Genomic DNA, 23,369 nt, shown 5'->3' with positions numbered 1-23,369 from the left:
CCCGGCGTACGCCCGCGACGACGGGCGCACGCCGGGAAGCCTACCGCTCAGCCTCGCGGAGCGGCGTCCCACAGATCGCACCGATGCTCCCGGTGGACGGTCGTGCTCACCACGTTTCCGCCCCGTGAGGCGGTCCGCAGCGAGAGCACCGGACCGACGCCGCCGGGCATCGCGGGCTGCCCGTCGGCACGCGGCACCCCGCCCCTGACGAAGGACCCCCAGTACTGGATCATCTGCCGCGACAGCGCCCGCTGCTCCGCGTTCAGCGGGGTGGGGAGCCCGAAGTGTTTGAAGAGGTACTGCACCTCGTTCACATGGGTCGCCCCGAAGTCGAAGCTCGTGTGGAGATCGCGCAGCGAGGCGAACGGCGGCGAGGTGCGGTCGGCGAACTCGTACGCGTACACGGGCCCGCGTCCGGCGAGCACCGCGTCGAGCCGCAGCGCCGGACACGCCATGAGGTAGTCACCGAAGGCGGTGGCGTAGGCGAGAGTCGGCGACGGGTAACCGTCGAGCGGATAGCGCTCGAGCACCCGCTCGCCCGGATCGGCGCCCCAGGCCTCCTTCACGACCGCCGGGTACCGCTCGGCGGTGAGCGGGGTGCCGGCATGGTCGAACCGGGCGAAGGCGAACAGCCGCCCCTCGTCCTCGTTCGCCCCGTTCAGTACGGGGACCCGGGCCGCGGCCCCCTTCGCGTACGCCTCGAAGGGCTGTACCGGCAGGAAGGCGCCGCCGACGACGGGCCCCCAGTCGAATCCGCCCTGGGCGGCGAGGATCTCCGCGGACGACTTGCCGCGCAGACACGCCGCCGACAGATCGGCGCAGCCCACCTTCCGCGCGAAGGCCGCGCCGGCGGCCACGGCCGCCTCGTGGGTGCGCGCCGCGCAGTTCCCGTACGCGCCGCTCTCGACGATCCCCGCCCGGTACAGGCCCTTCGAGGTCGGCGAGGCCAGCTGGGTGCAGACCGAGCGGCCGCCCGCCGACTCGCCCGCGACGGTGACGCGGCCCGGATCGCCGCCGAAGCGGCCTATGTCGGCGCGCACCCAGCGCAGTGCGGCCTGTTGGTCGAGCATGCCGAAGTTGCCCGAAACCCCGTCGCGCGCCTCACCGTCGAGTCCGGCGGTGGCGAGGAATCCCAGCGCGCCGAGGCGGTAGTTGACGGTCACGACGACCGTGCCGGTCCGGCGGGCGAAGGTGTCGGGCACGATGTCCTCGCCCGCACCCGCGGTGAGCCCGCCGCCGTGCAGCCAGACCATCACCGGCCGGCTTCCGGCGCCTTCGGGGACGTAGACATTGAGGTCGAGGCAGTCCTCGGTGTGGCTGGGCAGCTCGTAGCCCGGGTCCCAACTGGCCGTCTGGACACACCGGTTGCCGAAGTCCCGTGCGGTGCGCACACCGCGCCAGGGTGCGACCGGCTCCGGGTTCCTCCAGCGGAGCGTGCCGACGGGCGGCTGTGCGTACGGGATGCCGAGGAACTGGCGTCCCTCGGCGGTGACTTCGCCCCGGACCAGGCCGGCGGCGGTGCGCACGACGGCCGGGTCCTGCGCGGCGTGCGCCGGGGCCGGGACGGCAAGGGCCGGGGCCGGGGCGACGAGCGCGGCGGCGAAGACCGTCGCCCCCGCCAGCAGCGTGCGCAGGCGGCCGGATCGGACGATCCGCCCCCTGTTCACGCGCCCACCTCCACGCCGCCGCGCAGCCGCAGGTCCCGCGACGACGACCCCACCCACACCGCGCGCCGCCCGGTGCCGAGGACCCAGTCGTGCCGCCCGGCGTCCCAGGACGACAGCGTGCGCCGGTCGAGGCGCACCGTCACCCGTCGCCGCTCCCCCGACCGCAGCGCGAGTCGCCGGTACCCGGCCAGCACCCGTACGGCCTGGTCGAGCCGGAGATCGGGCGACGGCCCCAGGTAGACCTGCGCCACCTCGACGCCGTCGCGCCGCCCGGTGTTGCGCACGGTGAAACCGACCTCGCTCCCCCGGACCCGCAGGTCCTCGTACGCGAACGAGGTGTACGAGAGTCCGTGCCCGAAGGGGAACAGCGGGCGCACGCCCTGCGCGTCGTACCAGCGGTAGCCGACGTGGATCCCCTCCGAGTACTCCTCGGTGCCGTTCACGCCGGGGTAGCGGTGCGGGTCGCCGGCGACCGGGTGGTGGGCGTCGTCGACCGCGAAGGACTGGGTGAGCCGGCCGCCGGGATCGCAGTCGCCGAACAGGACGGCGGCGGTGGCGGCCGCGCCCTCCTGGCCCGGGTAGTACATCTGGAGCACGGCGGCCGTGCCGTCCAGCCAGGGCATCGAGGTCGAGGAGGAGGTGTTGAGGACGACGGCCGTCCGGGGGTTGGCCGCCGCGACGGCCTTGATCAGCTGCTCCTGGTTGCCGGGCAGTGCGAGGGTGCCGCGGTCCAGGCCCTCGGTGGCGTCCTCGTAGGCGAAGAGGACGACGCTGTGGGCGGCGCGCGCGGCGTCCACCGCCTCGGCGACGTCCTGGGCGCGGGTCGCCCCGGTGACTCGCCGCAGCCGGAAGAGTTGTCCCGTGTCGGCGCCCTGGGCGGTGATGGAGACCTGGTGCTTGCCCTTCGCGAGGTCGAGGGCCTTGCGGCGGACGGCGAGTCCGTCGGGCGCCGCGGAGACCAGACCGCCGCTGAAGTACTCGCCGTAGCCGGGCAGCGGCGGGAAGAGTTCGACGCCGCCGACGAGCACCGTGGGCCGGATGCCGGAGTAGTGGATGACGAAGGTCCACTCGTCGGCGTCCGCGACGGTGAGCGTCCCCGTGTACGTCCAGGCACCTCCGGCGGGGACGTTCTGGCCCTCGGTGTCGATGCCCGAGGTCAGCGCCGCGCTCGGGATGGCCTTGCCGAAGAGGTCCTCGCCGAGCGCGTACGACACTCGGGCGCCCCCTCCCGCGCGGGAGCGGATGGCGTCGAGCGGGCTGTCGGCCTGGTCCGGGACGACGTGCGCGCTGCCGCCGCCGCTGACGAACGGCAGGGAGCCGGTGGGGCCGACGACGGCGATGCTGCGGGCGGCGGCGCCGGTCAGGGGCAGTGCGTGGCGCTTGTTGCGCAGGAGCGTCGCGCCCGCCTCGGCGACCTCCAGGGCGACGGCCGCGCCCGCCTTCGGGTCGCGGGCGGGACGGGGCGGAACGCTGCCGTCGAGCAGCCCGAAGCGGTCCATCACGGCGAGGACGCGGCGTACGGCCCGGTCGACGTAGGACTCGGCCACGGCGCCGCTCTGCACGGCCGTCTTCAGGGCGGCCCCGAAGTACGTACCGTCCGGCATCTCCATGTCGAGGCCCGCGGTGAGGGCGGTGACGGTGCTGTGGGCCGCGAACCAGTCGGTCATCACCCAGCCGCCGAAGCCCCACTGCTCGCGCAGGATGTCGGTGAGGAGCGACTTGTTCTCGCAGGCGAAGGTGCCGTTGACCTTGTTGTACGCGCCCATGACCGCGCCGGTGCGGGCGGCGACGGCCGCCTCGAAGCCGCGCAGTTCGACCTCGTGCATGGTCTGCTCGTCGACCCGCACGTCGATGGACATGCGGTCCTGCTCCTGGTTGTTCAGCGCGAAGTGCTTGACGGTCGCGATGAGGCCCTCGCCCTGGATGCCGCGGATCTCGGCCGCGACCAGGTCGCCGGCGAGCAGCGGGTCCTCGCTGAACGTCTCGAAGTTGCGGCCCGCGTACGGGGTGCGGATGAGGTTGACCATCGGGGAGAGCAGCACGTCCTGGCCGAGGGCGCGGCCCTCGCGTCCGATGACCTGCCCGTAGCGGCGGGCCAGGCCGGGGTCGAAGGCGGAGGCGAGAAGCACCGGGGCGGGCAGGGCGGTGGCGTGCCGGGTGACGCGGACTCCGGCGGGGCCGTCGGCGAGACGGAGCGGGGGGATACCGAGGCGGGGTACTCCGGGCGTGTACCCGGCCTGGCCGAGCGAGGCGGGGTCGGTGGCGCCGTGCAGCAGGGAGATCTTCTCATCGAGAGTGAGTTTGACTATCAAACCCTCTACGTGAGGGCCGGCGCCGGATCTGGACTCCGCCCGGGCGAGCGGAACGGAGCCGGTGGCGGTGGTGGCCGCCGCGGCGACCGCGATGGCGCCGCCCAGCAGACGCAGGGTCGAACGCCGGGAAAAGGTGTGGGACATGAGCCGTCACTCCTTCGGTGCGCGGGCACGTCGTCGTGAACCGCAGGTACGCGCACCAACGACAACGCCCGCGTTCGGCCCTTGAACACACCAGGCCCCAGCCCGAACATGACACGCCGTCACACAGCACGGGTACGGCGCGAAAACTATGACCGCCGGTGACTCGTGTCAATGAAATGAACAGGAACCGCCGGCACCCCGACAACAACCGAAGGAATCACGGCAAGGACGGTTTACGCCGCCGCCGGCCCGCCCGCCACCACCAGTTCCGCGTTGCGGTCCCCGGCACCGCCCGCCCAGCCCTCCTGGACGCCGCCCTTCATGCTCTCGGCAAGGCCGGGAGCGTTGTAGGCCACTTCCCGGTACAGGGAGGCGAGTCCCACCGCCGACAGGTCGTCGAAGTCCGGGGCGGTGCGGTGCGGCGCGGCGGACTCGACGAGGGTGGTGAACAGGGACACCGTCCCGTCCCCGTTGTCGGTCAGTTCGATCAGCCGGGCGTGGTGCGGATAGTCCACGTGGGAAGCGGTGTTGACCTCCCAGAAGGAGCGGGCGGGTGTCGCGTGCGGGTGCGGCGTGATCCGGTTGACGTGGCTGTGCCCGTTGATCCAGGCCACCACGTTCGGGAACCGGCTGAGCAGGGCGATGACCTCCGCTCCGTCGTGACGCGGCTCGTCCGTGCGGGCGGCGTCGGGACGGCGGGTCATGCTGGGGCTGTGGTGGTGACTGAAGACCAGGATGTGGGCGTCGTCGGCCCCGGTGTTGCGGACGAGCCGGCCGTCCGTGTCGTAGGACCGGGAGCTGTGCGCGGCCAGGGTCCTTTCCAGCCAGCGGAGTTGGTCGCTGCCGAGTGAACCCTCGTAGTGGCCGCTGCGGTACGTCGTGTCGATGCTGATGCCGAGGACGTTCTCGGCCACCTTGAAGGAGTAGTACATCCGCTCGCCGTCCAGGTTGTCCTGGGTGTAGCCGTGGCCGACCGGACCGGCACCGGTGTGGGCGGGGTCGAGATGGGCGGCCAGATAGTCGTGCGGGGTGCACAGCCGGCGCCGCTCGTCGGCGGTCACGGTCCGTGCCGAGGCCGCGTTCCGGGTCAGGATCGCCTTGAGCACCTCGCTCTTCGGATCGTCGCCCGACCCGAGCGCCTTGGCGTAGGCGGCCGCGTCCGCGGCGGGTACCGACAGCAGTTTGCGGGAGCCGACGGCGAAGTCGTTCAGCGCGGGCGACAGGCAACCGCCGGGCAGATCGTCGTGGTTGCCGACCGTGGAGTACCAGGGGATGCGCAGCCCCGGGCTGGTGATCGGGCGGGTGGCCGCGTCGAGGAAACCGGGGATCAGGGGCAGCCCGCGCCGCTTGTCCAGATCGCGCAGGTGGGGATCCCCGGGGTGCCAGTAAAGGGGGAGACCGGAGTTCTGGGCGCCTTCGTACGCCCGCGGGTCGCCGGTGTTCGGCGTGATCCGGCCGCCGTTCATCACGGTCAGGAACCACTCCAGCTCGATCGCGGAGTTGTTGTCGACGTTGTCGCCCGTGGTCATCACGAAGGCGGGGCGCAGCCTCGTGTTCGGCCCTGTGCCGAGCGCGTTCACCTGCTCGACGAGCGCGACCGCCCCGGCCACCGTCAGCGCCTCCTGCGCCCGCCACGACGAGGCTCCGCGCGAGCGCAGGAACTCGGTGCGCAGCGGGTTCTGTACGTCGGCGATATGGAGGTCGGTGAACTGTACGAAGCACGCGAGCGGGGTGCGCCGGTCCTGGCGCCCGGCGCCGGGCGTGGCGAGCTCCTTACGGACGACCAGGGGCCAGCCGGGGCCCGAGACCAGCCGTCGATAGGTGCCGGTGTGGGGGCTGCCGCCGAGGCGGGCCGTCGTCTCCAGGGTGGTCACGGCGTACGGCGCCGCCCGCGGGGTGCTGCGGGGCGGTCGCCGGACGACGCTCCGTGCGGCGGGCTCGACGGCGGGGTGCCGGCGCTGGCGCGGCAGGAGCGTCCCCGCGCTGGTTCCGGCGACGCCGGCCGCTGCCGTGGCGCCTGAGGCGAGCAGAAATCGACGACGGTTGACGGCGGCGGATACAGGTTCGGTTCCGGCCATGGGGCGACCCTCCGGTGCCTCCGAGCGATTCACTTGCTGGAACCACTCAGCCAGGCCGCGGGGACACGGGCGTGGCCTCGCCGTGAACGCCTCCGGAACAGGCGGAACGCCACTTGGCCCCGGTGTTTCCGAGGGCGTCGCCCGGCCCGCGGGAGGTCCGGCGGCGACGCGGACCATGGCGTTCCGGGGCCCTTCCGTCATCGCTCCAAAGTCCCTTGACGCGCGGCATGTTACCGATAACATCACTGAGTCTGGGAACGCTCCCAAGCCCCAGCTCGAGAACGGGACGGGAACGAGCGACCGCGCCCCACCGCACCCGCACCGCACCGCACCCGCACCCGCACGAAGTCGACGCCCTCCCCCAACCCGGACCGGAGAAGTCCCGATGCCGCATCTCCTGCGCGTCCCCGCGCCCCCCGCACCGCCCCTGACCGGCCATCTCCCCTTCGCCGACGCCCCGGGGGCGCCCGACCCCATCGAGGTGACCAGCCGCTACCTCACGCGCGGCGGCCGCCCCTGGTTCCCGGTCTCCGGCGAGTTCCACTACGCGCGCTACCCGGCACGGGACTGGGAGGAGGAGCTGCTGAAGATGAAGGCGGGCGGGGTCACCGTCGTCGCCAGTTACGTCGTCTGGATCCACCACGAGGAGATCGAGGGCCGCGTCCGCTTCGACGGCGACCGGGACCTGCGGCGCTTCGCCGAGCTGTGCGCCCGGCACGGCCTGGACTTCATCCCGCGCATCGGCCCCTGGTGCCACGCGGAGGTCCGCAACGGCGGCTTCCCGGACTGGCTGCTCGCCCGCACCCGCGCGCCCCGCACGGACGACCCCGCCTATCTGGAACCCGTACGCGGATGGTTCACGGCGATCGCGGAACAGCTGCGCGGACTCGACCGGGCACACGACGGTCCGATCGTCGCGATCCAGATCGAGAACGAGCTCTACGACCGGCCCGGCCACCTCCTCACCCTGAAGCGGATGGCCCAGGAGGCGGGTCTGCGCGCGCCGCTGTGGACGTCCACGGCCTGGGGCGGGGTCCAACTGCCGCCCGACGAACTGCTTCCGCTGTACGGCGGCTACACCGAGACGTTCTGGACGGAGGCGGACGGCGGCTGGCCGGACACCTGCCGCAAGCACTTCTTCTTCACCCATCAGCGCGACGACGAGGGCATCGGCGCCGACCTGCGCCCAACGACCGTACGCGGCGGCGACCCCGCGCTCACGGACCGCTTTCCCTGGGCCACCTGCGAGCTCGGCGGCGGCGTGGCCGTCGCCTACCATCGCAGGCCGCGCGTCGAGCCCGACGACATCGGCGCACTCGGCCTCACCAAGATCGGCTGCGGTTCGGTCTGGCAGGGCTACTACATGTTCCACGGCGGCACGAACCCGGCCGGTGAACTCACCGCCCTCCAGGAGTCCCACGCCACCGGCTACCCCAACGACCTGCCCGTCCTCACCTACGACTTCCAGGCGCCGCTGGGCGAGTACGGCCAGGTCCGGCCCTCGTACCACGCACTGCGCCTCCAGCACCTGCTGCTGGCCGACTTCGGCGACCTGATCGCCCCCATGGAGTCCGTCCTTCCCGAGCGGCAGCCCGCCTCCCAGTCCGACCGGGACACCCTGCGCTGGGCCGTACGCGGCGACGGCACCTCCGGCTTCCTGTTCGTCAACAACCACCAGCCGCACGAACCGCTGCCGGCCCACCCCGCCACGACCTTCACGGTCGACTTCCCCGACGCTCCCGCCCTGACGTTGCCCAGCGCCCCGATCACCGTCCCGACCGGCGCGTACTTCTGCTGGCCGCTGCGTCTGAACGTCGCCGGTCTACGGCTCGACTGGGCCACCGCCCAGCCGGTGTGCCGGGTCCAGGACGACGGGCGTACGGTCCTGGTGCTGGCCGCCACCGACGGCATTCCGGTCGAACTCGCCCTGGACGCGGGCACGGTCGCGTCCGTCGACACGCCCTCCGGAGCGGTCGACAAGGCGGACGGCCGTGTTCTGATCACCGGTCTGCGTCCCGGCACCGACGCCCTCGTCCAGGTGAGGACCGCGGACGGGAACGACATGGGCCTGCTCGTCCTCGACGCCACCACCGCGCGCACCGCCTACCGGGGTACGGCGTGGGGCGCCGAGCGGCTGGTCCTCTCGCCGGACAGTGTCGTTTTCGACCAGGACGAACTGCGCGTGCACAGCTCCGCGTCGCGACCCTCCTTCGCCGTACTGCCCACGCCCGCACGGCCGTTGACGGTGGCCGGGGCACCCCTGTCGGCGACGGCCGACGGCGTGTTCACCCGCTGGACGACCGAGGAATGGGCCGACGGGGACATCGCGCCCGCCGCCACCCTCGTGCGCCCCGCGGGCCCGCCGCCCACGACCGCGACCGGCCCCCTGGGCCGGGCGAGCGCCCCGGCGGACGAACACTTCGCCGCCTCCGCGGCCGAGTACCACGTCAAGCTGCCGGACGACCTCCCGCACCGGCCGTCCGGCACCGTCCTGCGCGTCCACTGGACCGGCGACGTGGCCCGCGCGTACGTCGGAGACACCCTCGTCGCCGACCAGTTCTTCTCCGGACGCGTCTGGGACATCGGCCTGGACCGGCTCCCCGCGGCGGCTCCGCGCAACCATGGGCTGCGGCTGCTGTTACTGCCCCTGGCCGCCAACGCTCCGGTGTATCTGCCCGAGCGGGCGGGCGACGTCACGGGACGGGCGGCGGTGTGGCGCGTCGAGTGGGGGACCAGCCGCGCCTGGGCGGTCCGGGCGGGCTGACGAAGGGGAGGCGGGCCCGGCGGGCCTATCCTGTGGGCCTGCCGGGCGGATCGGGACAGACCGCCGCCGAGACGTCGGAGGATGCGCCCCCATGACCCGAGGTGCCACGGACGGCGCCGTCCCCCAGGGAACCGAGGGCCCCAAGGGACGCAGCCGGCGCAGCTTCGCGGGGGCGCGCCCGGTGATGGACGACGTGGCCCGGCTGGCCGGTGTCTCGAAACAGACGGTCTCCCGGGTGCTCAACGACAGTCCCGCGGTGCGGCCCGAGACCCGGGAGGCGGTCGTGACCGCCATGCGCACGCTCGGCTACCGGCCGAGCCGCAGCGCGCGTTCCCTGGCCAGTGGCAGGACGCGGATGCTCGGGGTGATCTCGTTCGACGCGGCGCGCTACGGGCCCGCCTCCATCCTCACCGCGATCAACTCCGCCGCCCAGGAGGCCGGTTATCTGGTCAGCTCCATCGCCCTCGACACGGCCGACCGGGACACCCTGGTGCGCGCCGTGCACACGCTGTCGGCCGAGGGGGCGGACGGCCTGCTCGCCATCGCACCGCAGCGCTGGGTGGGCAGGGCCCTGGCGGAGGCGGCGCTCGACGTCCCCCTGATGGTCCTGGAGAACGACCTCGGGGACGACGCGTCCTACGTCACCGCGGACTCCCGCGACGGGGCACGCCAGGCCACCGAGCACCTGCTGAAGCTCGGCCACGGCGCGGTTCACCACATCGCGGGCCCCACGGGCTGGCTGTCCGCCGAGCGCCGCCTGGAAGCATGGCGGGACACCCTTCGAGCGGCGGGGGCCGAGGTCCCCGAGCCGCTCATCGGCGACTGGAGCGCGGACTCCGGGTACGCGCTGGGCCGCCGGCTGGCCGGGCTTGCCGAGGTCACGGCGGTGTTCGCCTCCAACGACCAGATGGCGCTCGGCGTGCTGCGCGCCCTGCACGAGGCCGGGCGGCACGTTCCGCACGACGTCAGCGTCGTCGGCTACGACGACATCCCCGAGGCCGCCCACATGCTGCCCCCGCTGACGACCGTGCGTACCGACTTCGCCGCGACAGGCCGACGTTCGCTCCAGCTGCTGCTCTCTCGCATCGACGGTTCGGCGGGGCCCCGGATCGATCACATCGAGCCGGTCCGGCTCGTCGTACGCCGCAGCACGGGCCCCGCGCCGCGGATGCCGTGACGCGCCGGAGCGGCGACGCGGAAGCCTTGACGCGCCGGAGCGACGCCGCGGTGGGAAGCGCGACCCGGCTGTAAACGCCGGGCGGGCCCGCCCGGCGCCAGGAGGTGTCGGCCGAGGGGACCCGCCGCCGTTCCGATCGCTCGGCTCAGCCGTTCGGCCGCAGGATCCGGACAACCGTCATCTCGCCCGTGACCGCGCCGTCCGCGCGCTGGATGGCGATGGTCACGGGGAACTCGGGGCGCTGACCCGCGTCGAGCTCGGCGACGACCTCCGCGGCCGGGAGGCCGCGGGTCGCGGTGGCCGTCACGGGGCCCATCGCGAGCTTCTTGTGCGCGATCTCGGCGCTGACCGCGAGCGGCACGGCGCGCGACAGCTGCTCCCCGAACGCGGCGAGGACGATCGCCCCGCTCGCCGACTCACCGAGGGTGAACATCGCTCCGGGGATTCGCCCGTAACCACACGCGGGACATCGGTTCGGGTCGGGACTCGATGCTGAGCGTACGTGTTCGGGCGTCGTACGTCATGCAGAGGCCGAACTCTCGGTACAGCTCTTCCTTGCGACACATCATCTGCAGCCATCTCGTGGGTGAAACGCCCCTGCTGCCCAGTCCAGTTGCCGATGACTTGAGGACTGGAGTCCGGGTGGGCGTCAGCGACTGCGGCGCGTATCTGTTCTCGAGAACCCAGTCCGCTCAAGTCCCCGAGCTCGCCCCACCCGACGAGGCTGAATCGTCGCCTCGGACAGGCTCCAGCCGGCAAATCTGCTTGTCGTCTACTCGAAGGCCACCGAGAAACGGTTGGTTCGGGGCGGGCGATCCACGCCGGTTGCCAGGACCGTCAACGGCCTCGTGAACCGCGGAGTCATACGGCCGGGCCGTCTGCCGGTCCAGTTCACCGGCGGTCACCCCCGCGTGGCCACGAGTAACGGATAGGCCCGGTCCGCGTCGGCACTCAACCCCAGGGCCCCAAACGGACGTTCGGTCATGATCAGGGACTGTGGTTGCGCCTCCTGACGGCATCCGGCGAATCGCGTCTTGTCACTTGCCCGATGCACCCCGATACACACGACCGCGGAGCCGGCCGGCCCGTCCACGGCCGGCCGGCTCCGCGTCCGGTCACTCCTTGGCGGCGGCGAGGGCGGCCAGCTCGCGGTCGACCGCGAGCTGGTGCGCCTCGGCGTCCTCACGCGCCTTCTTCGGGCTCCAGCGACCCGCCATCACGAAGACGAAGGGCAGGAAGAGCACCTGGCCGCCGACGCAGATCCACCACCAGTTGCGCCACTCGCCGGGCCCGTCCTTCGACGCCTTCTGGACCTTGGCGCCATACTCCTGCAGCAGCTTCAGCTGCGGCGCCGCCTTCTGCACGACACCCAGGTTCTCCGCACCGACCTCCTTGACGGCGCGGGCGCCCAGCGCGGGCGGCACCGTGGTCGGGGAGTACTTGTTCAGCTCGGCGAAGAGCTGAGGGTGCGCGTTGACGATGGCCAGCGCGGGCGCCGCCTGCACCGAGGCCGCCTTGACCTCGGCGCCGTGCTCCACGAGCGGGGTCACGGAGGTGACCAGCACCGGGATGAAGGCCGCGGAGACGGCGACCACGATGCGCACCGTCCAGCCCCACACCGCCAGGCCCGCCGCGGTCGCCGCCGGGTTGTGCTTCTCCACGGTCTCGGTGAAGCTCGCCATCCAGGGCGCGTAGGCGATGCCGCTGAAGACGCCGATGCCGATGAACAGCCAGGCGAAGGTGTAGTAGTCGGTCGTCAGGTGGGTGGCGCGGGTGGCGAAGATCGCGGTCACCACGACGGAGCCGACCGCGCCGACGATCATGAAGGGCTTGCGCACCTTCAGCCGGTCCGAGAGCAGGCCGACCAGGACCAGGGCGATGGCGTTCGCCCCCCAGTACCAGTTGGCCAGCGCGTTGGTGCGCTGCTCGCTGTAGCCGAAGGTGGTCGCGAAGTAGACGACGAAGTTGCCGACCGCCGCGTAGTACAGCAGCAGGAACACGGCGATGGCGAAGGCCGAGCCCAGCACGTCCAGGCGCATCATCTGCCGCCACTCGCCGCGGCGCACCGCCTCGGTGTCCAGTCCCTTGGCGCGCGCCTCGACCAGTGCCCGGTCCCGCAGCGACACCATGGTCTGGTCGCGCAGCGCCGGGGACAGCTCGCGCAGCGCGAAGATCGCGACGACGAAGACGACGAACCCGGCGATCGCCGAATAACGCAGTTCGTCCTGCCAGGTGGCGCTGTCGAGGGTGTTGCTGGTGACGGTGGTGACCACCAGAGAGCCGATGACCGGGCCCATCGTCCAGTACCCCATCGCGGTGGCCCGGCCGAGCTGCGGGGAGAAGTCCCTGATCAGCGCGGGGGTGGCAACCAGCACGATGCCCTCGATGAAGCTGACGAGCGCGAAGAGCACCAGATAGGTGGTCTTGTTCGCCGCGTTCGGCAGCCCGAAGAAGACCAGCAGCGCGGCGATCAGCAGCCCGTAGACCACCAGATTCGCCCGGCCCCAGCGGTCCGCCAGACCGGCCACGAGCGAGGCGAAGGCCCCGATCGCGTTGCCGATCACCGAGACCCAGACGAAGTAGCGGTACGTCATGTCGAAGTGCGTGATGATCGACGTCGCCACCGCGTACTGGATGTACAGCATGTAGTACAGGACGACGGTGGTGATGACCACAATCGCGAGATACGCCATACGGCGACCGGTGGGCGGGTAGTCCGCCAGGTCGCGGCGGTACAACCAGGCCAGCAGGCCGCGGGCGTCCGCGGCGGGCCCATCGGGCGCGGGTCTGTCGGCGTCGAACGTCGTCGGAGTGGCGGACATACGGCTCCTCCTGGGAATACCTGGAAACCGGGTGTTTGCGTCGGTGCGACGGGGGCGCGGTGCGGCCCGGCTCCGAGAGCGTGGCCAGAGGCTAGTACCGACTAGTCGGTACGCCTAGGGGTCTGCACGAGGTCATTCACCTGGTTCATCCACGGCCGCCGACGGTACGAGTGCCGAATAATCATCCGTCCTGGTCAGGCCACTGATCAGCGATGAACCGAATCCAGCCGGCTGCCAGCGGGGCAGGCGCCGCCTTGGCATGATGATCAGCCGCGCTACTGCGCTTGGTCTACCTCGCCGTCACGAACACGGTCTCCTTGATTCACCTGCTGCCGTTGAGTGAGCGCGAGAAGGCGATCAAGATCCTGGTGCTGCGACACCGACTCTCTGTCCTGCAACGCCAGGCAGCCAAGCACGCGTTCACCCACGACGACCGGTTCCTGCACGCGGGTCCGCTCCACCACCCGCAACTCGAGAAACTGCGCCACCTCCATGAGACGGCCGGAAGAGGGCGCAGAGCCTGGAGAGGCCCCCTCACACATGGTCGTCACGGGGTGGTCGTCGCGGTGGAACGCACACCGGCGATCGGGGAGGCGGACGGCGGAGGAAAACTCGGGTGCAGCGAGGGGGACAGCGGAGCCAGCGACGCGCACAGCGAGGCCGGGAAGGCGGGCTCCGCGCGCTGCACGTCCCGGCAGCCTCCGGCCGAGGTCCGGACGATCGGCGCCCAGCCCGTGTTCTTCGCCCGGAAGAACCAGCGGTCGCCCAGCCGGGACGAGCAGGCGGGGTCCGTCGAGTCGCCGCAGGCCGGTCCCGTGCGCCAGGAGAAGTCCAGCACCAGCCACTTCCCGTCGCACTTCTCCGAGTCCCGGTACGTGTGCTGGGGCGCGTCGACCGCCATCAACGCCTGGTCGTAGGAGGCGGCGGTGCAGCCGGTGGCCGGCGGTGTGCAGCCCAGCTTCCCGCACAGCCGCAGCCCGGGAGGCTTGGCACCATCGGCGGTGAAGCGCGTGTAGTTGTCGACGATCACGTCCCGGTCGCCCAACGGCTTCGGCAGCCTGACCTTTGCCGTGGCCGTACTCTCCTTGGTGCACCCGGAAGCCCTGTCCCCGGACGGCGAGGTGAAGGTGACCTGTACCCGCACGAGGTCCGCCATCGGGTCGGTGAGCACCGCCTTGAGCTTGCGCACGCACGCGTGTGCGCCACTGGGCACCTGCGCGTCGAGGAGCAGCGTGCGGCGGTCGTCGCCGAGACGGGCTCCGTTGACCGCGGAGGGCTCCATCGTGGTCCACGGGATCGGCTCGGCCGCCGCTGACGACGGTGACCTCCCGTCCCCCTGACCGGCCACCTGCGTCCCGCACGCGCCGAGGAACAGCACGGCAACGGCGCAGCACAAGGCGGCCACAGCCGCTCGACGCGTTCCAGCTGATCGCAAGAGCACTCAATCCCCCCGCAGTGCACCGACGTTGCCCCAGGCCAATATAGGGCTGGGGCCGGAAAGGCTCACCGGGTTCGGCCGGCGCGGTGTGCTGCCGGGCCGGCGCTCTGTCGTAGGCCACTTCGTGTCGTGAAGGAGCAGGGGTGACCGTAGACGCGCGTTCTGCCGCCCCCGGGGGCGGAGTGAATGCCGCAGCGCGGATGAGAGTGGACACCGCGGATGACCGGAACGGCCGAAGGGCGGTCCGGGGGGTCCAACTGCCGTGCAGCAGACCGGTGTTGTCAGTGGCGGCTGGAAGGATTGCCGTCTTGGCGGATGAGAACCTCGACCGGCGTTCTTTCCTGGTGCGGTGGAGCGAGGGGTGGGCGGGCGCATGCAATGCCGACACCTCGCGCGGCGAGCAGGACGAGGAGGCCCGGTGCGCACTGCTGCGCCTGGTAGAGCCAGACGAGACTCCCGCCCCCCGGTTGGCGGCTCTCCCCGTCTTCGATGGCCCCGAGGATCTCAGTGAGCGCGTCGACGACTACTTGTCCGGAGAATCCGCCTGACCTGCACGGATGGGGTTTCCAGCAGGCGCGAGCATGGGAACTCTCCATGGTGCGAGGGGATTGACACCTTCATCCCCCACGCCACCGTGATCTTCACGCTCATGGCGGTTTCCGTGCTCGCCTTTGTCGTCCGCGTCGTTCCAGTTTTTCCCCGCCCCGTTCGGCTGGATGCGTCCTTCGCCGAAGCGCCGCCCACTGCTAGCGTCGGGCGAACTGGGAGACGGGGGGCAGGCGGTGGCGGCAGCCGAGGTGATCGATCTGGTGGCGATGGGCGAGGACTTCGTCCGCGATCCGTATCCGGTTTACGAGGCGCTGCGCGAGCGCGGACCCGTGCACAAGGTGCGGATTCCGGAGGGTGCGGAGGCCTGGCTTGTCGTCGGGTACGAGGCCGGCCGAGCGGCGCTCGTAGATCCGCGGTTGTCCAAGCAGTGGAAGAACGCGTCGCCCACCTTTCCAATCCCCAGTCCATCTGCGGGCCCGCACATGCTCAACTCCGACCCGCCGGACCACGAGCGGCTGCGCAAGCTGGTCGTCCGTGAGTTCACTCCGCGCCGGATCGAACAGTTCGCGCCGCGCGTGCGGCAGATCACCGACGAGTTGATCGACGCGATGGTGGCGCTTCCGGACGGGCGGGCCGAACTGGTCGAGGCACTCTCGTTCCCGCTGCCAATCTCAGTGATTTGCGAGCTGCTCGGCGTGCCGATGCTGGACCGGGCCGCATTCCGCGCCTGGACCGGCACGATCCTCACCGACCCCGACCCGGGGGCGCGGCTGGCGGCGACGGATGAGGTGGCGACGTATCTCGCCGAGCTGCTGGAGCGCAAGCGCCTGGCCCCGGGCCAGGACCTGATGAGCGCCCTGATTCGCACCACCGACGAGGAGGGCGACCGGCTGTCTGCGGACGAACTGCGCGGTACCGCTTGGCTGCTGCTGGTCGCGGGGCATGAGACCACGGTCAATCTGATCTCCAACGGCGTGTTGGCCCTGCTGACCCATGCCGACCAAGTCGCCGCACTGCGCGCGGACATGACGCTCATGGACAACGCAGTGGAGGAGATGCTGCGCTACGACGGGCCGGTGGAGACGCCGACGTTCAGGTTCACCACCGAGCCGGTCGAGATCGGCAATACGGTCATCCCCGGCGGTGGTGAGCTGGTCCTCGTGGCCCTGGCGGACGCAAACCACGACCCGGCACGCTTCCCCGACCCCAGCCGCTTCGACGTCCGGCGGCCCGCCAATGGCCATGTCGCCTTCGGCCACGGCATCCACTACTGCCTCGGCGCGCCGCTTGCCCGCATGGAAGCTCGGATCGCGATCCGTGCTCTGCTGGAGCGCTGCCCCGACCTCGCCCTCGACGCCCACCCGGCCGCCCTGACCTGGCGCAACGGCATGCTCATCCGCGGCCCGCGTCAGCTGCCGGTCCGGTGGAAGTCCTGACCTCACGCGATCTTGGTGGTTAATCCCAACTCTCAAGCTGCAAGGCGGAGTTGAAGTCTGGCGAGGTGGCTATGGTTGGTGCGGTCGAGGGGGTGGCCGTTCCACCAGGCGTTGAGTCGGATGAGGTTGAGGGCGGTGGCGCTGGTGGTGTGGTCGAGGTGGGTCTTTGCGAGGCCGCGGTAGCGGGCTCGGCGCAGGCCGGTGGTGTGGGTGGCCTGGCGGATGGAGCCCTCGACGCCGGCGCGGAGTGCATAGTCGCGTTGCCAGGTTCCGTCCTGTTGCTGGGCGCGGGCGGTGCGGATGGCCTCGGTGAGCTCACGGGGGTAGAGGCTGAGCCGACGGCCCTTTCGTGAGCTGGTGCACTGCTCCTTGGTCGGGCAGGGGATGCAGTCCAGCGCGGCGAAGGCGACGACGGTCTTGGCCACGCCGTCCTGGACGACGTCGTTCCAGGTGGCGCTGATCTTTCCGGCCGGGCAGACGGCCCGCTTGCGATCCCAGTCGATGGTGAAGTCGTGGGCGGCGAAGCCTTGTTGGGCCTTGGCCTGAGGGGAGGTGTCGAGCAGGACCGGGGTGACCAAGGCGATGCCGTAGTCCTTGGCGGACGAGACGATCAGGTCGGCGCTGGGGTAGCCGGAGTCGAGGTAGTGCCGGGCAGGCAGCAGGTGGCGGCGGTGAAGACTCTGGTGGATCGTGTCCAGAGCTTTGCTGTCCGGCAGGGTGGAGCAGGTGGTCGTGACGTTGGTGATCAGGTTCGGGCCAGCCGGCCGGTCTCCGTCGGCCTGCGGGTGGCAGGTCTCCGAGACATGCAGCTTGAAGCCGTTCCAGAACAGGTCACGCTTGGCGGACCAGCGAGTGTCAGTGTCGTAGGGCGAGGCCAGGCGTATCGGGGCGGGCGGCAGGCCGTCGCCGCCGTCCTCGGCCCGCTCGCGCTGCCGGATCCGCAGCCTGCCGGCCCGGTCCGGGGTGCGGATGTAGTTCTGCACCAGCACGCACCGCAGGGTCTGCACCGCAGGCAGCTCGCGCAGCCACCCCGGCGAGGCGGGCGCGTAGACGGCCTGCAGCAGCGTGTAGCCGTCGGTGGCGTACTGCACGGCGAGTTCGTGCTGCTTGGTCTTCGAGGCGGACAGTCGCCAGTTGTCGATCCGGTCCGCGTAGCGGCGGCTCCACTCCTCCACGACCAGCACCTGATCGACCCAGTCGGGGCATGCGGCGGCCAGCGCGTTCAGGGCCGCGCGGACGCTCTCGCCGACCAACTCGAGTCGGTTCAGATCTCGCACCACGGCAACGATGTGCGTGGAGTCGGTTCGCTGGCTGCCGCCCGCCTGCACCAGATCCAGGGTCTGCAGGCGCTCCAGCAACAGGTCCAGCACACGTTCCTCCAGGCCGTGGGCGACGACACGGGAGCGGAACTCTGACAGCACGCTGTGGTCGAAGCCCGGATCCTCCAGGTTCAGGCCGAGTGCGTACTTCCAGGCGAGGTTCTCGCGAACCTCGTCAGCAGCCTGCCGATCGGTCAGATTCGCGGCCTTCTGCAGCACCGTGACCAGCGCCAGACGCCCCGGTGACCAGCCTGGCCTGCCCACCTGGCCGAACGCGTCAGCAAAGGCCGCGTCCGGGAACAGCTCCCCGAGCCGGTCACGGACCTGCACCGCCAGCGGCGCCTCCCGCCTGCCCCGATACATCGCCCGGATCGCCGCCGCGACCTGCGGATCCGGCTCAGGCCAGGACTGCGGCTGCATCGACACGACACACTCCGATCCCCCAAGGAACCACGACAAGATCAACGATCAGCATGATGCCATCCACTGGATCCGTCGCTCCCGCAGCGATCAACTCCGCGACATGACAAGCGAATTGGGATTAACCACCAAGATCTCACGCTCGCCGAATACCTCATCCATGCTGGTCAGGCTCCATGCGTGTACTCGTAGAGGATGCCGCGGCGTTGCCTGCGTCTGCGTTGCCCTTACCGAATACCTCATCCATGCAGGTGCAAGCGGGTTTCGGGTGTGCTGGCCATTGTCGCTGCAGTCCGCGCTCTCGCGCGGTTGGCGGTGTGCCCGGCATGGTGATCGGTCGTGCTGCTGAGACTGGCCACAATCCACCACCCACCTCCGGGTGGTGCGCGGCGGGTGTACGGATTCGGAACTGTGCGCCTGCCGGTACCCGACCTCGCGGTTCAGCACCGCCGGGTCGTCGAAGGCCGCACCACGGATCTTCACGGCGAGGTCGTGCCGGAGGCTCTCGGGTTCGAACGCCATATCGCGATCCTTCTGTGCAACTCGTTGCGCAGACAGGCGGCAGCGCCCGTTGGAGAAAGGACTCACCCGGGACGGCGGGGCAACTGGTCGGGCGGTAGCCGGGCCTCATGCCGCACGCTGTGGGCCCGCACACGATCGCGGGCGTCTATCATCCGCGCATGACCATGCCGCTGGGCGCCGACCCGTGCATGACCGATCTGCTCGACCGGCTCCTGGTCTCGGTGGACTCACTGACCGACGAACTGACCGCCGAGATCCTCAACGGCGAGCGCTCGTACGCCGAGGGCATGCTGCTGAGCCATGAGCAGTTGCGCGCCCCCGTGCACGACAACCTGTGCACGCTGCTGGCAGCCTTGAAAAACGGGGGTGTGCCCACCAGCATGGACGCCCCGCGGGCGGCGGGCCGGCTCAAGGCCGAACAAGGCATCCCGCTGGCCGCTCTGCTGCATGCCTTCCGCCTTGGCGGGCGGTTCATCTGGGACCGGCTGCTGGCGATGGCCCTCGGCAAGGACAGCGCGGCCTGGCTGCTGCACAGGGCCTCGGACATCTGGTTGATCATCGACGAGTGCTCCAGCGCCGCTGCCGAGGCCTACCGCGTCGCGGTGGAGGAACAGGTATGCCGTGATGCCTCCGCACGGCGCGTCATGCTCACCACGCTGCTCGACGGCACCGCGGGGAACAGCTCCAGGGCCTGGGAGGCCATGCGGGTCCTGCGGCTGGACCGCAAAGGACCGTTCCTGGTGGTGTGCGGCGAGATCAACGACGGCGTCGGCCCTCTGCCGACGGTCGAGGGACAGCTGCGGGCGGTCGACATCGACGGCGAGTGGATCCACCGGGCAGGCAGCCTGCTCGGCCTCCTCGCTCTGCCGAACGAGCAGCTGGTCGTCGCGGTGGAGGAACTCCTCGACGGCATCGCACTCTCCCGCGTGGGCATCAGCCGGCCCTTCGCCTCGCCCATGGACGCGCCGAACGCTCGACGGGAGGCCCAGCTGGCGGCCCAGTGCCTGCCGCCCGGGACCCCCGGCACGCACGTCTACGGGAGCTCGCCGATAGCCCTGCTCGCGGCGGCCTCACCCGACGCCGCTTCCGAGGTGGCCCGTACGGTCTTCGGGCCGCTGCTCACCCTGCCGACGACGGAACGAGCCGTCCTGCTCGACACCTTGGGCGTCTGGTTCGCCACCGGCGGCTCGACCACACTGGCCGCCGAGCACCTGCACTGCCACCGCAACACCGTCCTGTACCGGCTGGGCAGGATCACCGAACTGACCGGCCGGCGAACCAGCGGCGCGGACTCCTGCGCGGAGCTCTACGTTGCCCTGCAGGCCGTGCGACTGGGCACCATCTCGGAATGAGGCCTCGGCCGGCCTGGACACCGGTACGCGCGGACGCGCTCCGGCGATCACGCCGAAGGCCGACGCTGCGCGTCTTCCGGTGGTCAGGGGAACTGGCGGACTGGTTCCCGACGCCGGCAGGCCTCTGACTGTCTCCTTTCGCAGTCCCCTTTCACTGTCCTTTTTCACTGTCTCCTCATTTCACTCTCTCCTCGTGCGAATACCTGCTTTCCGTTGTGCTCGCGCACAATCTGCTGCCCCGCTTCGCTGGTGCTCGGCCCAAAGACCAGGACTTTATGCGGTTCTAGGCTCTGGTCCGCTCGCCTATGGGGAGCCGACAACTGGTTGTGCCCAGTGCTCCCTGCCGCGCTGGTCCCGAGAACGCACCTGTCTGCCGATCTCGGGAGCGGACGACTGGAAACAAGAAAGGAATGGCCGATGACCGACGTCCCTGCCAGGAGTGGCCGCACCACTGGACGTGGTGAGCGCGCGCGGGTCGGCCGCCGCGCGTTCATCGGCTATGTGCTGGGTGGAGCCACTCTTGCCGTGGCCGCCGACCTCGGGCTGGGCACACCTGCCTACGCCGCGGTGCCCTCAGCGCCCCAGATCCCGGAGCTGTACGACCTCGAGGATCTGCAGACCGACGCCGCGCTCCCCACGTCCGCGCTGATCAAGATCGTGATCAACGAGGACGGCACCGCGTCGTTCGAGCTTCCGCGGATGGAGGTCGGCCAGGGAATCACCACCTCGACAGCGATGATCATCGCCGAGGAGCTCGACCTGCCGGTCGACAAGGTGCACGTGGCCTTGGCACCGGCCCGCCCCGAGTTGATGTTCAACCAGCTCACCGGCGGATCGAACACCACGGTCTCGACCTTCACACCTGTACGAGTCGCCGCGGCGATCGCCAGGAAGGCGCTGCTGGAAGCCGCGGCGATCGAGCTCGGCTCGGCAGTGGCGCTGCTGAAGTCCAAGGAAGGGGCGATCTTCGCGCCTGACGGGTCATCAATGACCTATGGCTCTCTGGCCACCAAGGCCGCCAGCCGCACCGTCAAGGCGGTGGAGGTCGAACTCAAGGCCACTTCGAGCTTCTCGGTGATCGGCAAGCCCTACCCGCGGGAGGACGCCCGGCTCGCGGTCACCGGGCGGAAGCAGTTCACGCTGGACCTTCACGTGCCGGACGCGCTGCCGACCATGGTCTGCCGCCCACCCACTCTGAACGGCTCGCCGAAGTCGGTACACAACCGAGCCACGGTGCTTGCCATGCCGGGCGTAACGGATGTGGCGATGGTCGACACGGGAGTCGCTGTTCGCGCGGAGACATTCGGGCAGTGCATCGACGCGGTGCGTGCCCTCGACGTGGAGTGGAATCCGGGCCCGGTCGCGGGCGAGTCCGACGAGACGATCCTGGCCCGGCTGAGGAAGGCCGAGCTGCCGCTGGCGGTCCCGAAGGTCCCGCTGCTGGCGGGCACGGTGGAGGCGGACTTCACCTTCATGTTCCGCAGCAGCGCCGCGCTCGAGCCGAACTGTGCGATCGCCGACGTCCGGTCGGACCGCGCGACGGTGTGGGCGGGACTGAAGGTGCCGATCGTGGCACAGGGTGACATCGCCAAGGCAGTCGGCCTACCGCAGAACGCGGTCACCGTCAACGTCGTCACCGGCGGAGGGTCGTTCGGACACAAACTCTTCGCTGACCCCGCCATCGAGGCCGCCAAGATCTCCAAGGCGATGGGCAAGCCGGTCAAGCTGATGTGGCATCGCGCCGACGAGCCTCGGCAAGGGCGGGTGCACCCCATGGTGACCTCGCGGATCCGGGCCACGTACCTGGCCGGGCAGGTGCTGACCTTCGAACAGCGGCAGACCAGTGTGGTCACCGACTTCAGTCACGGACTCGGCGAGATGATCACGGCGACGGCCGACAGGCTGCCCACCGGGCTCGGCGCGCTGGGGTTCTCCGAGACCATCTTCACGCTGACCCAGGAACTCCCCTATAACTTCGGCGTCGTCACCCAGTTGCTCAACGAGACCGACGCGCGCTTCAACACCGGGAGCATGCGCAACATCTACTCGCCCGATGTGGCGTGTGCCAATGAACTGGTGGTCGATCAGCTCGCCCGGAAGATGGGCAGGGATCCGCTGGCGTTCCGGCTTGCGTTTCTCAAGAACGACCGGGTCAAGGCGGTGCTCCAGAAGGTCGCCGACGTGGGCAGGTGGGGCAGGTCGATGCCCGCCGGGATGGCGCAGGGCATCGCGATCCACAGCGAGTACAAGGGCGCGACCGCGGTGCTCGTCGAGATCGACTGTCGGCCCGAGACCGTGAACCGCAAGATCTACAACGCGGTCACCGGGCCGCGGGTGACCAAGGCCGTGATCGCCGTGGACGCCGGACTGGTGATCAACCCCCGGGGCTTGGAGGCCCAGATGCTGGGTGGTGTCTCGGACGGGATCGCGCTCGCCCTCACCAGCAGCCTGCACCTGCGCGACGGGCACTTCCTCGAAGCCAGCTGGGACAACTACTTCTACACCCGGCAGTGGAACGTCCCCTTTGACTTCGAGTGCATCGTGATGCCCTCCGACTCCGAGCAACCCGGTGGTGCCGGCGAAGCCGGGGTGGCCGCGTCCGTGGCCGCGGTCGCGGGCGCCTACGCCCGTGCGACCGGCACGATGCCCACCCGGTTCCCGATCAACCACGGCACGGTGTCCTTCGAGGTCAAGCCCTTCATCCCACCCATTCCCGAGTCTCCGTCCGACGGCCTGAGCCACACCTACTGAGGAGCGCACCATGAGCACGCACACCTTCATCCTCAACGGCAAGCGCGTCACTGTCGACGTCGATGACAACCTTCGACTGCTGTGGGTCCTGCGTGACGTACTGGACGTCACCGGACCGAAGTACGGCTGTGGCATCAATGTCTGCAAGGCCTGTACGTCCCACTTCAACGGCAAGGCCTTCAATCCTTGCGCGGTGGAGGTCAAGGACGTGGGGCCGGACGACGAGATCACCACGATCGAAGGCCTGCCCGACACGGTCGGCAAGGACCTGCACCCCATGCAGGAGGCCTGGCTGGAGTACGACGTGGCGCAGTGCGGCTACTGCCAACCCGGGCAGATCATGGCGGCGGTGGCCAAGGTCAGGCAGGCACGGGCTGCCGGTCATGAGATCAGCGAGTCCGATCTCGACGAGATCCGCAACATCTGCCGCTGCGGTACCTACCACCGCATCCGGGAAGCGATCAAGGCGGGCGCCGCGCACATGTGACCTGCCCCCGCCCGAGTGCGCGCCTCACAGGGCATGACGCGCACCCGCGTCAGCTCTCGCGGGGGGCTCTCGTGGGCGGGCCTGCACAGGGTGGCCACCATCAAGGGCTCCCCCCACGGCCGGCAAGGCCC

General features: G+C 70.5%; 14 protein-coding genes and 2 pseudogenes. 7 read left to right on the top strand and 9 right to left on the bottom strand.

The features are described 5' to 3' along the window. Positions 1-47: 47 nt before the first annotated feature. The 3 genes from SMIR_RS33620 to SMIR_RS33610 all read right to left on the bottom strand — a co-directional run bounded on the left by SMIR_RS33620 (position 48) and on the right by SMIR_RS33610 (position 6,201). The gene (locus SMIR_RS33620) at positions 48-1,667 is read right to left on the bottom strand and encodes a carboxylesterase/lipase family protein (RefSeq protein ID WP_249938509.1); all 1,620 of its coding nucleotides are present in this window, start codon (positions 1,665-1,667) and stop codon (positions 48-50) included. After that, a complete protein-coding gene (locus tag SMIR_RS33615; protein WP_212727758.1) occupies positions 1,664-4,123 on the bottom strand; it encodes a beta-glucosidase family protein in 2,460 nt (819 codons plus the stop codon). The genes SMIR_RS33620 and SMIR_RS33615 overlap by 4 nt, the downstream gene beginning before the upstream one ends. Positions 4,124-4,356: 233 nt before the next feature. After that, positions 4,357-6,201: a TIGR03767 family metallophosphoesterase gene (locus tag SMIR_RS33610; RefSeq protein ID WP_212727757.1), complete on the bottom strand. Its 1,845-nt coding sequence runs from the start codon at positions 6,199-6,201 to the stop codon at positions 4,357-4,359. A 385-nt stretch (positions 6,202-6,586) separates the two neighbouring features. On the opposite strand from SMIR_RS33610, the gene SMIR_RS33605 reads away from it, so the two are divergent. Together SMIR_RS33605 and SMIR_RS33600 are read left to right on the top strand one after the other, a co-directional pair. After that, complete coding sequence (locus SMIR_RS33605) at positions 6,587-8,965, top strand: beta-galactosidase (protein WP_212727756.1); 2,379 nt, start codon at positions 6,587-6,589, stop codon at positions 8,963-8,965. A 91-nt stretch (positions 8,966-9,056) separates the two neighbouring features. Further along, the gene (locus tag SMIR_RS33600; RefSeq protein ID WP_168489863.1) at positions 9,057-10,142 is read left to right on the top strand and encodes a LacI family DNA-binding transcriptional regulator; all 1,086 of its coding nucleotides are present in this window, start codon (positions 9,057-9,059) and stop codon (positions 10,140-10,142) included. A 145-nt stretch (positions 10,143-10,287) separates the two neighbouring features. Here SMIR_RS33600 and SMIR_RS33595 read toward each other — a convergent pair. From SMIR_RS33595 to SMIR_RS33580, 4 genes and pseudogenes are all read right to left on the bottom strand, one after another. Next, positions 10,288-10,659: pseudogene (locus SMIR_RS33595) on the bottom strand (DUF4442 domain-containing protein); the annotation flags it as partial. A 598-nt stretch (positions 10,660-11,257) separates the two neighbouring features. Next, positions 11,258-12,964: an MFS transporter gene (locus tag SMIR_RS33590; protein WP_168489865.1), complete on the bottom strand. Its 1,707-nt coding sequence runs from the start codon at positions 12,962-12,964 to the stop codon at positions 11,258-11,260. A gap of 275 nt (positions 12,965-13,239) precedes the next feature. Continuing rightward, entirely contained in the window at positions 13,240-13,458 is a 219-nt protein-coding gene (locus SMIR_RS33585; protein WP_168489866.1) for a hypothetical protein, read from the bottom strand. 53 nt (positions 13,459-13,511) lie between these two features. Next, a complete protein-coding gene (locus SMIR_RS33580) occupies positions 13,512-14,369 on the bottom strand; it encodes a hypothetical protein (RefSeq protein WP_422664481.1) in 858 nt (285 codons plus the stop codon). Positions 14,370-14,710: 341 nt separating this feature from the next. Here SMIR_RS33580 and SMIR_RS33575 point away from each other — a divergent pair, with 341 nt between their 5' ends. Together SMIR_RS33575 and SMIR_RS33570 are read left to right on the top strand one after the other, a co-directional pair. Further along, complete coding sequence (locus SMIR_RS33575; RefSeq protein ID WP_168489868.1) at positions 14,711-14,950, top strand: hypothetical protein; 240 nt, start codon at positions 14,711-14,713, stop codon at positions 14,948-14,950. Positions 14,951-15,217: 267 nt separating this feature from the next. Then, a complete protein-coding gene (locus SMIR_RS33570) occupies positions 15,218-16,387 on the top strand; it encodes a cytochrome P450 family protein (protein WP_249938644.1) in 1,170 nt (389 codons plus the stop codon). 32 nt (positions 16,388-16,419) lie between these two features. Here the strand turns inward: SMIR_RS33570 and SMIR_RS33565 are convergent, their stop codons facing one another. Both SMIR_RS33565 and SMIR_RS43750 read right to left on the bottom strand, forming a co-directional pair. After that, a complete protein-coding gene (locus SMIR_RS33565; RefSeq protein ID WP_168500831.1) occupies positions 16,420-18,126 on the bottom strand; it encodes an IS1182 family transposase in 1,707 nt (568 codons plus the stop codon). A gap of 393 nt (positions 18,127-18,519) precedes the next feature. After that, positions 18,520-18,639, bottom strand: a pseudogene (locus SMIR_RS43750) (PadR family transcriptional regulator); the annotation flags it as partial. Between the two features lie 167 nt (positions 18,640-18,806). Between SMIR_RS43750 and SMIR_RS33560 the strand changes: the two are divergent. The 3 genes from SMIR_RS33560 to SMIR_RS33550 all read left to right on the top strand — a co-directional run bounded on the left by SMIR_RS33560 (position 18,807) and on the right by SMIR_RS33550 (position 23,238). Then, positions 18,807-20,000 (top strand): PucR family transcriptional regulator, encoded by a 1,194-nt coding sequence (locus SMIR_RS33560; RefSeq protein WP_168489870.1) that lies wholly within the window; start codon positions 18,807-18,809, stop codon positions 19,998-20,000. Positions 20,001-20,417: 417 nt separating this feature from the next. Beyond that, the gene (locus SMIR_RS33555; protein WP_212727754.1) at positions 20,418-22,751 is read left to right on the top strand and encodes a molybdopterin cofactor-binding domain-containing protein; all 2,334 of its coding nucleotides are present in this window, start codon (positions 20,418-20,420) and stop codon (positions 22,749-22,751) included. A gap of 10 nt (positions 22,752-22,761) precedes the next feature. Then, positions 22,762-23,238, top strand: a complete 477-nt coding sequence (locus SMIR_RS33550; protein WP_075025261.1) for a (2Fe-2S)-binding protein — start codon at positions 22,762-22,764, stop codon at positions 23,236-23,238. The last annotated feature ends 131 nt before the right edge of the window (positions 23,239-23,369 follow it).

The organism is Streptomyces mirabilis (genome assembly GCF_018310535.1).
GTDB lineage: Bacteria > Actinomycetota > Actinomycetes > Streptomycetales > Streptomycetaceae > Streptomyces.
The sequence above is the reverse complement of the archived record's forward strand: the minus strand, read 5'-3'. Positions and strand labels throughout refer to the sequence as shown.

Excerpts from the sequence above, each read along its gene's own strand:
- SMIR_RS33615 (WP_212727758.1), bottom strand. The coding sequence starts at position 4,123 with ATGTCCCACACCTTTTCCCGGCGTTCGACCCTGCGTCTGCTGGGCGGC.
- SMIR_RS33610 (WP_212727757.1), bottom strand. The coding sequence starts at position 6,201 with ATGGCCGGAACCGAACCTGTATCCGCCGCCGTCAACCGTCGTCGATTT.
- SMIR_RS33605 (WP_212727756.1), top strand. The coding sequence starts at position 6,587 with ATGCCGCATCTCCTGCGCGTCCCCGCGCCCCCCGCACCGCCCCTGACC.
- SMIR_RS33600 (WP_168489863.1), top strand. The coding sequence starts at position 9,057 with ATGACCCGAGGTGCCACGGACGGCGCCGTCCCCCAGGGAACCGAGGGC.
- SMIR_RS33590 (WP_168489865.1), bottom strand. The coding sequence starts at position 12,964 with ATGTCCGCCACTCCGACGACGTTCGACGCCGACAGACCCGCGCCCGAT.
- SMIR_RS33585 (WP_168489866.1), bottom strand. The coding sequence starts at position 13,458 with ATGGAGGTGGCGCAGTTTCTCGAGTTGCGGGTGGTGGAGCGGACCCGC.
- SMIR_RS33570 (WP_249938644.1), top strand. The coding sequence starts at position 15,218 with ATGGGCGAGGACTTCGTCCGCGATCCGTATCCGGTTTACGAGGCGCTG.
- SMIR_RS33565 (WP_168500831.1), bottom strand. The coding sequence starts at position 18,126 with ATGCAGCCGCAGTCCTGGCCTGAGCCGGATCCGCAGGTCGCGGCGGCG.
- SMIR_RS33560 (WP_168489870.1), top strand. The coding sequence starts at position 18,807 with ATGACCATGCCGCTGGGCGCCGACCCGTGCATGACCGATCTGCTCGAC.
- SMIR_RS33555 (WP_212727754.1), top strand. The coding sequence starts at position 20,418 with ATGACCGACGTCCCTGCCAGGAGTGGCCGCACCACTGGACGTGGTGAG.
- SMIR_RS33550 (WP_075025261.1), top strand. The coding sequence starts at position 22,762 with ATGAGCACGCACACCTTCATCCTCAACGGCAAGCGCGTCACTGTCGAC.